This is a genomic window from Pseudomonas sp. RT6P73 (assembly GCF_054897715.1).
Map to the genome: position 1 here is coordinate 3,665,965 of NZ_JBUBUV010000002.1, position 12,713 is coordinate 3,678,677.

A 12,713-nucleotide genomic window follows, 5' to 3' on the forward strand; every position below is an offset into this window, starting at 1 on the left:
GCTGGCGATGGGGTCACCTCGGTCTATCAGAACCCAACGCTGGCCTGCACAAAGAACGTGCGTGGCGCGCCGACGTACATCCCCGAGTTGTTGTCGCTGGAGCGGGTGAAGTACTGCTTGTCAAAGACGTTCTTCACCCCGGCGCCGACCTTCAGGTTCGAAAGCGTCGCGCCGAAGTCATAGCCGCCACGCACGTTCCAGGTGACGTAACCCGGAATGTCGCCGTACTGACCATCTGCGGAGCCTTCGGTGATGTAGTTGTTGGTGAAGCTGCCGTCGGCGTTCACGGCAACACCGGGTGAGCGTTGCTTGGACTGGGCAAAGGCATCGAGGTTGTAGGTCCAGCGGTTGATGTCGTAACGCAGGCCGGCGGTCGCTACCTGGCGCGAGTAAAACGGCAGGTCACGACCCTTGAAGCCTGGAATTTCACCTTCGTAAACGGCGCGGGTGTAAGTGAACCCGGCGTTGGCGGTCAGGCCGTCGAGTCGTGGATCGAGTGCCGCCATGTTGTAGTGCACCGACGCCTCGATACCCTGGTGCGTGGTCGCGCCGAGGTTGGTCCAGCCCGCGTCGTTGCTGATGTATTGCAACTCTTTATCGAAGTCGATGTAGAACGCCGTCAACTCCCCGCCCCACGCCTCATTGTTGTAGCGCGTGCCGACCTCATAGGTCTTGGCCTTTTCCGGCTCCAGGCCATTGGCCGGTTCGTCCCCCGCGCCCCCCTGACCCAGCTGGAAATACTGCAGGCTGCCGAACGAGGTTTCGTAGTTGGCGAACAGCTTCCACTCTTCCGACAAGTGATACATCACGCTCAGGGCCGGCAGCGGCTCGTTGCTTTCGATGCTGCGGTTCTTCTCCGGTACGCGTCTGCCAGCGGTGTCGAGCACGGCGCGGTCGTGCCAGTCGGTGCTGATGTGTTCGAAGCGGATGCCAGGGGTGATGGTCCAGTTACCGACATCGATTTTGTTGTCGATGTACACCGAGTTGGCTTCAGTGCCGCCGGTACGGTCCTGGTACACATGCCCGTCCGAACCCGGACGCACCACCGGCTCGTTGTTGACCAGCGCCAGGCGGCTCGCCTGTTCGTGCATGGCTTCCTTGAGGTAGCGATAACCGACACTGACTTCCTGGGTGGTCGGGCCGACGTCAAACACACGGGACACCCGCGGTTCGATGCCGACGGTGTAGTAAGTGCGTGGGAACGAGCCCAGGGTTCTCTGATCGCGAGCGGCGATGTTGCTGCCACGGAAGCTGTCGGTGTAGTAAGTCAGCACTTCGGCCTGGGTGCGGTCGTCGAGCTGTCGCGTCCACTTGAACGAGACATCCTTGCGGCGCCCGGTGAAGTTGTCGTTGTTGCGGTCGGACTGAAACGGGTTGGCGTCGTACTGCGCCTGGGTCAGGCCGCCGGGCATGTCGGCGTTGGCGTCGTAGTAGTGAAAGTTGAGGCTGAAATCGTCGACATCGGTGGGTGCCCAGTGCGTCTTGAGAATCACGTCGTCGATGTCATTGCCGTTGTTGCGCTCGCGGTAACCGTTGCCGTTCACGCCCGAGTACAACAGCGCCATGCCGATGCCGTTGTCAGCGGTGCCGCCGAGGAATGCCGTGTCGATGTGCTTCCAGCCGCCGTGCTGGGAGGTTTCCAGGGTGGTGCCGATTTCACCGGTGGCTTTCTCCGGGATCGCCCGCGTCACAAAGTTGATCACGCCACCGACGTTCTGCGGTCCATAACGCACGGAACCGGCACCGCGCACCACGTCGATGCTGTCGAGGTTGCCGGAGGAAATCGGTGCCATGGACAGTTGCGGCTGGCCGTACGGCGCGAAGGCTGCCGGCACGCCGTCGATCAATACCGTGGAGCGAGGCGACAGGCGCGAGGTCAGGCCGCGCACGCCGACGTTCAGGGAAATGTCGCTGCCGCCGGTGCCGTTGGCGTCCTGCACTTGCACGCCGGGCACGCGCTTCAACACGTCGCCGACGTTCATGGCGCCCTGCTCGACCATCGCTTCGCGGCGGATCACCGTACGCGCGCCGGGGTGGTTCTGCACCACCGCCGCGTCGGCATCGCCGAGCCAGTCGCCGACCACTTTGATGTCGGTCACGCCCAGTTCAATCGGGCCGGCCGCTGCGGAAGTCGGCGCAGGCGTCAGGGTCACCGAGCCTTCATCGATCTGATATTGCAGGCCGCTGCCTTGCAGCAATTGGCGCAAGGCCTGCTCCGGCGAGAGGTCGCCGTCAACGGCGGGCGCCTGTTTGCCGGCCACCAGCTCAGGACTGAAGAAAACCTGCAGCGACGTTTGCTGACCCAGCTCACTCAACGCCTGGCCTAACGGCTGCGCGGGAATATGGATGCCGTCGGCGGCGAATGCCTGGGGAAGTGCGGCACTGACAGCCAAGGCGAGCGCAAGCCGCAACCAAGGGGAGTTGTTGTTTTTAGCGGTGGTTTTCTTCACGTCGAACATTGTCCTGTAGATCGCAAGAGTGTGCGGCTGTTAATGCAAACCAGTTGCAGTTGGACAAGAAGACGAAGTACTCAAAAAAAACCTGAATCTATTTTGAAATTATTTGTTGGCTGCCGTCGTCGAGGGTCCGCACGGCCACCGGCAGAATGCTGGGCAAGGCCTTGAGCAGTGCGTCGGTGTTGTCGGATCTGAACACGCTGGTCAGGCGCAGATCGCCCACTTTGTCGTTGCCGACCGTCAGTGGCTTCTCGCGATAGCGCGAGACTTCTGCGGCGACCTCGGCAAGGCTGGCGTTGTTGAACACCAGTTTGCCGCTGCGCCACGCGGTCAGTTCTGCCGGATTGACCGCGTAAGCGGCAGCAACCACGCCTTTGGCATCGACACGAGTGCCGAGGCCGGCGGTGAGGCTGACGACATCAGGCCCCTGGCCCTGAACCTTGACGGTGCCCTGCTCCACCGCCACCCGGGTTTCCGTGAGGTCGCGGCGCACATCGAAACGCGTGCCGGTGACCGTCACCTTGCCGCTACCCGCCTCGACCACGAACGGTCGGCTGGTGTCGTGCTCGACGCTGAACATGGCTTCGCCTTCCGTCAACTCGATGCCGCGACGGTCTTTTTCATAACGCACCTGAACACGGCTGCGGCTATTCAGATCGATCACCGAACCGTCGGGCAACGCCACATGACGCCGCTCACCCAAGCCCGTGGAATAGTCGGCGGTGTAGATCGCCGGATGATTCAAACCGCTGAACAGCCCCAACCCGAGCGCCACGGCCAACACACTGGCCGCCACCGCATAACGCACCAGCGGCTGACGTTTGCGACGGGCCGGCGGAGTTTCGCACAGGGCTTGCAGACGCTTGGCGGGCAGCAGATCGGCCGCCGACCACAGACCCTGGAGCAGTTGAAATTCGTCGCGATGCTGAGGATGTTCAGCCAGCCAGGCTTCGAAACGCCGGTATTCTTCGACGTCCACGGCCGGTTCCTGCAAACGCACAAACCACCGCGCCGCGTCGTCGCGAACCGTTGTTTGCCCGCACGCACAATCACGATTATCCATCATGGAAGTTCCTGTTTGGCTGGGGGTGAGAAGGCGCGGCCGATCATGGGTGCAGTCCGTCGAGGCGGTCGCGCAGATGCCGCAAGGTGCGGATCATATACTTTTCCACCATGTTCTTGGACAGTCCCAGGCGTTCGGCGATTTCCGCCTGGGTCAGGCCTTCGATCTTCTGCCAGACGAACACCTTGCGGCAGTTGACCGGCAGCTCGGTAAGCGCCCGGTCGATGGAATCAGCCAACTGGATCGCATGCATGAAATGCTCCGGGTCGCCGGACGACGACACACTGTGATCAACCGCCTCCGACTCCATGGCGCCCCGCCGGTCCTCACGCCGATAACCATCCACCGCGATGTTGCGTGCGGTCTGGTGCAAATACGCCCGAGGTTGTTCCACCGCCGACGAATCGGACTCAAGCACCCGCACGAAGGTATCGTGGGCCAGATCCTCGGCCTGCTGACGATTTCTCAGGCGACGGGTCCAGGTGCCAACCAACTCTTCGTAATGCTCGAAAAAGCCGTGTCTGCGGGGCAACTTGGGGGTCATTGCGGTGTGCTGTGGAGACGGGCGTGAATAGTAATGCTTCCTATTAATGGGAAGCAATGCATTCCACTGAGGAGGGGTTGCCGTTAGTCAGCCAAAGGAACCTTTCAAACCAGAATTGATTTTGTGGCGAGGGAGCTTGCTCCCGCTTGAGTGCGCAGCACTCACAAAATAATCGAACATGACGAAGATGTTGGGGCTGCTACGCAGCCCAGCGCGAGCAAGCTCGCTCGCCACAGGGGCCGTGGTTACTTGGGTACTTCGACGTTATCCATCATCCGGTTCACCGCCAGTTCCGCCTGCATGATGATTTGCTGGATCCCCATCGCCGTATTCCGATGCGGTCCGTCCAGGTGCGCTGCGAAATCGCTGGTCATGACGCTGGCCGAGGCCAGTGATTCGCAGGTGTGTGCCAGCAGGTCTTCGTCTTTGATATCCGGCGCGATCATAAACATGGTGCTCGGTTTGCGGGCGACCGGGTTTTTGAGGGCGTCGGGGTTGAGGTAGTGATCGAGGGCGCGCTCGGCGGCTTCGTGGAGCTTTTTGGAATCGAGTGATTCGTAGGGGGATGCCGGATCAGTGTCTGGCGGGTTTGGAGTAACTTTGCACATATTGATTCGTTCCTTGTGGGCAGCCACGCCTCGCTACTAATACGAAGGGTGGCGGCTGTACGCAGGTTAGTAGACCGGGGAACGAAGACAAAGCCGGCGCGCCCGAGGGCGCCCTACGCACAGCCACCATCAGGTACAGGCATGGAAATACCTGTCTGACAGACGCCTGTGCATGCTTCGTACCTCGGGCTACTAAACCCGATCACTGGGAATCAGTGACGGGGATCAAGTTACCGAGGGGGGCCAAAGCGCACAAGCCGGCGGATTCTGGCGTAGTCGTAGGCAATGGCGCAAGGCGCTGTAGCTTTCAGGAAGTAACGCTAAACATTTTTAAACACGAGCGCTTTTTTGTGGGCTCCCACATTTTGATTTACGTCATGCACAAAATTTGTGTTCGCTGAAGACCCTGTGGGAGCGGGCTTGCCCGCGAAGGCGTTGTGTCAGCCAACTTAAATACTGAATGACACACCGCTTTCGCGAGCAGGCTCTCTCCCACAGGTTTTTTGGTGGATTGGAGATTGGGGGTCAGTGCTTGCGCAACCACTCGATAAACAGTGCAAACAGCTCCGACTGTGAACCGATGTTCAACTTCAGATAAAGATTCTTGCGGTGCATGCGCACGGTCTCCGGCGAGATGCTCATCTGGCTGGCCGTGGACTTCACGGAGTGCCCCCGGAGCACCATGTGCGCCACTTCCCGCTCGCGCTCGGTCAGCAAATCGCAGCCGAACTGCTCGAAGGCGGACTGCACGCGTTGCCTGAGATCGTCACGCACGCCTTGATTCACGGTGCTGTGCTGTAAGCCCCGGCGTCCGAACTCAGTGATGAATTCGCGCACCAGCGGCTCAACCGCCCGCAGCAGATTCAGCTGTTCCACCCGCAGACCTTCCCCGCCAAAGCCTTGGAACAGACTCACGGATACCTTGGTGTCATTGCCGGTATCGACAATATAAAAACTGTCTTCCGAACTCCCGGCCTTCAAGTAGTAAGTCTTGTAGTACTCACTGTCGAAGAAGTTGTCCGGGGCAATGTCCTCCAAGTGATAAAACCCTTCGGCCAGCCCCTGTTCCACCGCCAGGCAAAACGGGTCGAGCAAGTAGCCGCCGGAAAAATAGCGGTCGATGATCGACTCCCGGTATTTTTCCGGAATGCCCCGCTGATACAGCAACTGTGGCGGGCGGTCCTTGTGTTCCAGGCTGATCATCACCGACTCGATGGACACCAGATGCCCGAAGGCCGACGCCAGAAAGTGCAGCGCGTCGGGCTCATTGATATGGGCGAATGCCTGGCGCATCTCGCCGTGCCACTTATGCAAGGCGCCGAAGGGCAAGGCGATCAATGTGTCGTCGTTTGGTTTGCTCATGCCCCGCAGTCTAGCGGGTGAACCGGCACCTGGTAACCGCGGAGTCGACGAACTCATTGGCCGAAGTACTGGCCGTTTTGCTCAAGTTCGCCCGCCACTTCAAGAATGCACACCCGCAGGATCTCGACGATTTCATCCACCTGCGCGCAAGACAGGATCAGTGGCGGCGACATGACATTGAGGTGCATGATCGGCCGCACCAGCAACCCTCGGGCCTGCGCCCGGGAATGAATCATTTCGCCAATGTTGATCTCGTCGGCAAACAACGCCTTGGTACGTTTGTCGGCCACGAATTCCACGCAGGCCATGAACTTCTGGCAGCGCACATCGCCCACTAACGGCAAGTCGCTAAGTGTCGCCAGACGCTGTTCCAGATAAGCGCCGACGACATCGACATGCGCCAGCAGGTTTTCCCGCTCGATGATCTCAATGTTCTTCAACGCCGCCGTGCAGCAGACCGGATGGCCGCTGTAGGTGAAGCCGTGGGTGAAGCAGCGGCCCGTGCCGGGCTCGGCAATGACTTTCCAGATACGGTCGGAAAAAATGCAGGCGCCCAACGGCAAGTAAGCCGACGTCAGCCCCTTGGCCGTGGTGATGATGTCCGGCTGAACTTCAAACAAATCCCAGGAGGCGAAGAACTTGCCCAAACGGCCGAACGACGTCACCACTTCATCGGCGACAAACAGAATGTCGTAGCGCTGGCAGACTTCCCACATGCGTTTCAGATAACCCTTGGGCGGAATGATCACCCCGCCGGAGCCCATGATCGGCTCGGCAAAAAAGCCCGCCACCTTGTCCGCGCCGATGGACAGAATCTTGTCTTCAAACTCCTTGATCAGAAACTCGAGAAACTGCACCTCGTCCATGCCATCCGGTGCCCGGTAAGGATTGGGATTGGAGACGTGGTGAATCTTGTCGTTGGCGTAATCAAATTCCGGCACACGGTCGGCGGCCTTGTTGCCGATCGACATCGTCAGGGTGGTGGAGCCGTGATACGCGTTGAAACGGGCGATGACGTGCTTCTTTTCCGGTTTGCCGCGGCAGTTCTGATAGTACTGAATCAACCGGTACGCGGTGTCCACGGCGGTGGAGCCGCCGGTGGTGAGGAACACATGATCGAGATCGCCGGGGGCCAGGCTGGCGAGTTTCTCGCACAACTGGATGGCGACGTTGTTGGACATGTCGGAAAACGGGTTCGAGTACGCCAGGCGACGGACCTGATCGGCAATCGCCAGTGCCATTTCTTCACGGCCCAAACCGATGTTCGTGCACCACATGCCGCCGACAGCGTCGAGAAAGCGGTTGCCCTCGGTGTCGTAAATATAAGCGCCGTCACCGGCAACAATATTCAGGGAGCCCTGTTCGGCGTGTTCGTCGAACATGTGATAGCCGTGCATGTAGTGCGCTTTGTCGGCTTTGACCAAGTGGGCATTATCAACGGTGGGCACAACTTTCTTGATTGGAGTCGCCATACAAAAAACCTCGAACCGAAAAATTAAACGATCAAATCCCGCTCTTCACCGTGCTCCAGACGCGAGTCATGGCGCGCATGTCTTTCGCATCCTGGGTTTTCTGCGGAAACAACCGCTGGCGAGTCTCGTCATCGGGATAAATCGCCGGGTTGTTGCGCACATCGGCGTGCACCAACGGCGTGGCCGCCGCATTGCTGTTGGCGTAATGAATGTAGTCAGTCACGTCCGCCATCACTTGTGGCTGCATCAAGTAATCCAGGAACTTGTGGGCGTTGGCCACGTGTGGCGCATCGGCGGGGATGTACAGGTTGTCGAACCAGATCAACGAACCTTCCTTGGGAATGAAATAGGCCAGTTTGATTTTCAACTTGGCCTCTTCGGCGCGAGCCATGGCGGTCGCGTAATCGCCCGACCAGGTCATGGCCATGCACACATCGCCATTGGGCAGGCTGGTCAGGTAGTTGACCGAGTCGAACTTGCGAATGTAGGGCCGGACCGACAGCAGCAAATCCTGAGCGGCTTTAAGATCCGCCGGCGCGGCACTTCTCGGGTCTCGCCCCAGATACTTCAGGGCCAGTGGTATGACTTCAGTGGGCGCATCGACCAGGGTCACGCCGCAATCGGCGAAGCGCGAGACGATTTTCGGATCAAAGATCATCGCCAACGAGCCAATCGGCGCATCCGGCATGCGCTCCAGGATTTTGTCGACGTTGTAAGTAATGCCGTTGCTGCCCCAGGTATAGGGCGCCGAGTACAGCGTGCCGGCATCAAACCCCTGCAAGTCCTGCAAGACTTTCGGGTCCAGGTTGGTCCAGCCTGGCAGCAACTTTTTATCGAGTGGCTGGAACACTTTGGCCTTGATCAGCGGTGGCGCGAGGGAGGCGTTCAACACCACTAGGTCATAACCGGAGTGGCCGGTAAGCAACTTGGCCTGAACCGTTTCATAGGCATCAAAGGTGTCGTAAATAACCTTGATGCCCGTGGCTTTCTGAAAGTCGGCAATGGTTTTTTCGCCGATGTAATCCGCCCAGTTATACAGCCGCAGCGTGTTGTTATCGTCCACTTCGGCGCCGTGGACGCCTACCGACAGTGGCACGATTAACGCACCAAGCATCACCAAGAAGGCCTTGCGCATAGCAAATTCACCTTATCAAGCGAGTTCCGATCTGGATGAGCGGATGAATCCACTATTGAGCGATTCAGCCAACGGCACCATACCCCGAATGGGTGTGTGAGCCGGTTTGCGGCGCTCGCGACTGCCCGACATGGCAAAAAGCAGCAGTTTCGTTGACTTGTTTTGTCATAGATCCAGCGCAGGTCCCGCGCTTAGAGTGCCCCACATAAAGATCACCCAGGGCACGTACATGAACGACCTGATCAAACAAGAACGAAATGAAGGCGTCCTGACGCTCACCTTTGACCGCCCCGACAAACTGAACGCGCTGAATAACAGCATGTACACGCAGCTGGCCGACCTGTTGCTGGCCGCTGATGAAGACGCTGAAACCGGCGTGATCATTCTCACGGGCGGAGCCTCGTGCTTTACCAGCGGTAACGATCTGGCGGATTTTCTCCAGCATCCGCCTACCGATCTGGACAGCCCGGCGTTTCGCCTGATGCGCGTGGTCATCCACCTGCAAAAACCGTTGATCGCGGCCGTGTGCGGAGCGGCCATCGGAATTGGCACCACCCTGCTTCTGCATTGCGATCAGGTGCTGGTCACCCGCAATGCGCGGATGCGCACGCCGTTCGTGAACCTGGGCCTGTGCCCGGAGTTTGGCGCCAGTCTGCTGCTGCCGCGCCTGCTCGGCCATGCCCGGGCAGCGCGCTTGCTGCTTTTGGGCGACAGCCTGGACGGGGCCGCCGCCGTCGCGTGCGGGTTGGCCAACGAACTGTTTGACGACGGGCAACAGTGCCTGGCGGCCGCCGAGCACATGGCCCGTCGACTGCTGGCGCTCCCCCAGGAAGCCCTGCGTCAGTCCCGGCAATTACTCAAACAGACGTCGATGCCGGAACTGCAAGCCACCCTTCGCCAGGAAAATTTGCTGCTCATCAAACGCCTGAAAACCCCTGAAGCGCAGGCGGCGTTGAACGCACTCCTTAATCGCAGCACCGAAAAGAACCCCTCTACAGGAAAGCCTTCATGAACACCCCAGACGTATTTGTTGTCAGCGCCGCACGCACCGCCATCGGCTCCTTTGGTGGCTCGCTCAAAGATGTGCCGCTGGCCGATCTGGCGACCACGGCCGTCAAGGCAGCCCTGGAGCGGTCCGGCGTGGACCCGGCGCAAATCGGCCATTTGGTGATGGGCAATGTGATCCCGACTGAAACCCGTGATGCGTACATTTCCCGGGTCGCCGCGATGAACGCCGGCATTCCGAAAGAAACACCCGCCTACAACGTCAACCGCCTCTGCGGTTCCGGCCTGCAAGCCATTATCAGCGCGGCCCAGACCTTGATGCTTGGCGACGCCGAGATTGCGATCGGCGCTGGCGCCGAATCCATGAGTCGCGGCCCGTACCTGATGCCGTCCGCCCGTTGGGGCGCGCGGATGGGCAACGTCCAGGCCATCGACTACATGCTGGGCATCCTGCATGACCCGTTCCATGGCATCCACATGGGCATCACTGCCGAGAACATCGCCCTGCGCAACGGCATCACCCGCGACATGCAGGACGCCCTCGCCCTGGAAGATCAAAAACGCGCGGCGTTCGCGATCGCCAATGGCTACTTCAGTGAGCAGATCGCTGCGGTGGAAATCCGTGGTCGCAAGGAAACGACGCTGTTCAGCATCGACGAACACCCGCGTTCCACCTCCCTGGAACAACTCGCACTGATGAAGCCGGCGTTCAAGAAGGACGGTTCGGTCACTGCCGGAAATGCCTCGGGCCTGAACGACGGTGCCGCGGCACTGGTCATGGCCACTGGCAAGGCAGTTCAGGCCAACAACCTGCGCCCGCTCGCCCGCCTGGTCAGCTATGCCCACGCCGGTGTCGAGCCGGAACTGATGGGGCTGGGGCCGATTCCCGCCACGCGCCTGGCGCTCAAACGCGCAGGCCTGACGACCGCTGATATGGACGTCATCGAAGCCAACATCGCCTTCGCCGCCCAGGCCTGTGCGGTCAGCCAGGAACTGGATCTCGACCCGGCCAAGGTCAACCCGAACGGCTCGGGCATTTCCCTCGGTCACCCGGTCGGCGCGACAGGGGCAATGATCGCCACCAAAGCCATCCACGAACTGCACCGCGTCAACGGCCGGTATGCATTGGTGACCATGTGCATTGGTGGTGGGCAGGGGATTGCGGCGATTTTCGAGCGGGTCTGAGTGTCAGAGCGATGTCCGGTGCAATGCCGGACATCGCAAGACAGAAGCCTTCAGCAGCTCCGAAGCCTACATCACAATGCGCTGAGCATATGCTGAATGGCTTTGTGGCCAGACTTCGGGGCATCGGTAAAAAAGTCTGCGATACGCGCCGCAAACTTCTGAGTGTTCTGAAAGGACTCATTCATTGTCAACGCGGTGTCATTAATCGAGACCATGACATAAGCACTCTGCCCACTGCCGATAAAGCCGATGGAGGCGTGATCATTGCCGTGATGCAAGATGATTAAAAGAGAGTCTCGGGCTATCGGACACTTTTCCACTTCCCATTCAGGTGGCTCATTTCTGCCGAAAGCCTGAGCGAGTCTGGATAAGAATGACGCTCGCCGAGTCGCCTCCACCTGTAACTGCTGTTTAGCCAATACCAGCACTCTGCTCCAGGCAACAACATCGTAGGAAACAAAATCCTGATGATCACGACATTCATACGAGCGTGAATCAGCGGCTGCCATAGCTGTGTCATGAGTCGCAGACGCATATTTGAAACCACTGGAGGCAGACATTTCCTCTTTGTACTTGCTCAAAAAACCCTGAACGCTGGCAACAGCCGAACCGGACATCAGACAAGGTTCTTCAGTACCTGCCGGCAGATCAAAATAAAGATCATCGAAAATCAATGCTCCCGGGGACCGGTCAAGCGGCGAGCCGTCATTTACCCAGCCAGTACCTGAACGCTCGGTTTGCTGTTCATCAAATTGCTCCAGCACGCTAATGAGCTGATCACGCTGAACGGCGTCGGCCATTATTTCAGAGAGCAATGCCGCGGAGGCTTCGTATCCACTTTGCGTTTCCAGATCAGCCTCGAACCCCCTCATCTCGCGAAGCGCGTGGGCAAGTTCAGCTTTTGAAAGTTGAGGTCTGGCATCAGTCATAAAATTACTCTACCTCCCGGCAGTCCGTAGCGCAAAGCGCAACCATGACCACCTATCGTCGAGGGTCATAGCGAGCAGAAAACGCCTGTGCGTCTGCTCCGCTGAAATGGAAATACTCATCAGGACACCCTCTGCGCCATACCGCCGTGATACGTCCGTTGGTGGGCGATAGACGGCGCATTTTGCAGCCGTTTTCGTAAAAATCGCTGAGCTTTTTGCCCCCGTTGGGATCAGCATGCAACAACAATTCTCCGTCATCACCCTCGTCCAAAGCGGCTTGAATCGTGCAATCAATCAGCGCCTTGGCCACCCCACGAACCGCTGGCTGACGCAAGAATTGCTCATACAATTCCGAGGGTGCATCCGATAGATACCAGGTAAAGGCGCGCTGCCGCTCGATACCCTGGACATTGCAATGAAGCTTCGGAACAAGGGAAAGCATGCCGATGGGGAATGTTTGTTCCCCCTTTGAAACCACGACACACATGGCCTTGCCGTTCTCGGAAGCGTTGCCAGGCATCCTCGTGAGGTAGTTGTGAACAGCCACGAGCTTCAGGTAATTGGGCCAGCGCCATCCGACGTCAGCACGGGTTTTCTGACTCGTTGAGCTGTCATGGGAGTAATAGCGATTGACGATGGGTTGAACTGTCTCGTGCCATTGCCTGGCAAGAGCTTCGGTCATGGGTACGACACAGACTTTTACCTGGAAGGGTGCCCCGGAGGCGTCGCTGGCGAGCAGCGACACGATGGGCCGCTGTAGCGGCATAAGTAAGCTTCCTTGCACATATGAGCTGAAAGAGTTGGCAGACTTTGATTTGCTGCTACTCAAGCTAGCATAGGGTTTGGAGCGTGGCGTTCGGCGGGATTGTTCAGAATGTTTCTAATGTTTAAACGACAGGAACATCAAGAGAATCAAGAGGAGGGATGGGTGTTCAGAAGGTTTGTGGAAGCTAC

General features: G+C 58.9%; 11 protein-coding genes. 2 read left to right on the forward strand and 9 right to left on the reverse strand.

Annotation, left to right across the window (positions count from 1 at the left end; translation table 11 throughout):
* Positions 1-26: 26 nt before the first annotated feature.
* The 7 genes from ACYZT6_RS17385 to ACYZT6_RS17415 all read right to left on the reverse strand — a co-directional run bounded on the left by ACYZT6_RS17385 (position 27) and on the right by ACYZT6_RS17415 (position 8,640).
* Positions 27-2,450 (reverse strand): TonB-dependent siderophore receptor, encoded by a 2,424-nt coding sequence (locus tag ACYZT6_RS17385; RefSeq protein WP_462027948.1) that lies wholly within the window; start codon positions 2,448-2,450, stop codon positions 27-29.
* Positions 2,451-2,547: 97 nt separating this feature from the next.
* Positions 2,548-3,522: a FecR family protein gene (locus ACYZT6_RS17390; RefSeq protein ID WP_462027949.1), complete on the reverse strand. Its 975-nt coding sequence runs from the start codon at positions 3,520-3,522 to the stop codon at positions 2,548-2,550.
* A gap of 40 nt (positions 3,523-3,562) precedes the next feature.
* Positions 3,563-4,063: a sigma-70 family RNA polymerase sigma factor gene (locus ACYZT6_RS17395; RefSeq protein WP_462027950.1), complete on the reverse strand. Its 501-nt coding sequence runs from the start codon at positions 4,061-4,063 to the stop codon at positions 3,563-3,565.
* Positions 4,064-4,308: 245 nt separating this feature from the next.
* Positions 4,309-4,671: a DUF6124 family protein gene (locus tag ACYZT6_RS17400; RefSeq protein ID WP_462027951.1), complete on the reverse strand. Its 363-nt coding sequence runs from the start codon at positions 4,669-4,671 to the stop codon at positions 4,309-4,311.
* A gap of 525 nt (positions 4,672-5,196) precedes the next feature.
* A complete protein-coding gene (locus tag ACYZT6_RS17405) occupies positions 5,197-6,033 on the reverse strand; it encodes a helix-turn-helix transcriptional regulator (protein ID WP_462027952.1) in 837 nt (278 codons plus the stop codon).
* A 53-nt stretch (positions 6,034-6,086) separates the two neighbouring features.
* Entirely contained in the window at positions 6,087-7,505 is a 1,419-nt protein-coding gene (locus tag ACYZT6_RS17410; RefSeq protein ID WP_462027953.1) for an aminotransferase, read from the reverse strand.
* Between the two features lie 31 nt (positions 7,506-7,536).
* The gene (locus ACYZT6_RS17415; protein ID WP_462027954.1) at positions 7,537-8,640 is read right to left on the reverse strand and encodes a polyamine ABC transporter substrate-binding protein; all 1,104 of its coding nucleotides are present in this window, start codon (positions 8,638-8,640) and stop codon (positions 7,537-7,539) included.
* Between the two features lie 229 nt (positions 8,641-8,869).
* On the opposite strand from ACYZT6_RS17415, the gene ACYZT6_RS17420 reads away from it, so the two are divergent.
* Positions 8,870-9,652 carry an enoyl-CoA hydratase-related protein gene (locus ACYZT6_RS17420; RefSeq protein ID WP_462027955.1) on the forward strand — a complete coding sequence of 261 codons (783 nt, stop codon included), beginning with the start codon at positions 8,870-8,872 and terminating at the stop codon, positions 9,650-9,652.
* Complete coding sequence (locus ACYZT6_RS17425; protein WP_462027956.1) at positions 9,649-10,830, forward strand: acetyl-CoA C-acyltransferase family protein; 1,182 nt, start codon at positions 9,649-9,651, stop codon at positions 10,828-10,830. The genes ACYZT6_RS17420 and ACYZT6_RS17425 overlap by 4 nt, the downstream gene beginning before the upstream one ends.
* 71 nt (positions 10,831-10,901) lie before the next feature.
* On the opposite strand, the gene ACYZT6_RS17430 is transcribed toward ACYZT6_RS17425, so the two are convergent.
* Both ACYZT6_RS17430 and ACYZT6_RS17435 read right to left on the reverse strand, forming a co-directional pair.
* The gene (locus ACYZT6_RS17430; protein ID WP_462027957.1) at positions 10,902-11,759 is read right to left on the reverse strand and encodes a hypothetical protein; all 858 of its coding nucleotides are present in this window, start codon (positions 11,757-11,759) and stop codon (positions 10,902-10,904) included.
* A 52-nt stretch (positions 11,760-11,811) separates the two neighbouring features.
* A complete protein-coding gene (locus ACYZT6_RS17435; protein WP_462027958.1) occupies positions 11,812-12,525 on the reverse strand; it encodes a hypothetical protein in 714 nt (237 codons plus the stop codon).
* Between the last annotated feature and the right edge of the window lie 188 nt (positions 12,526-12,713).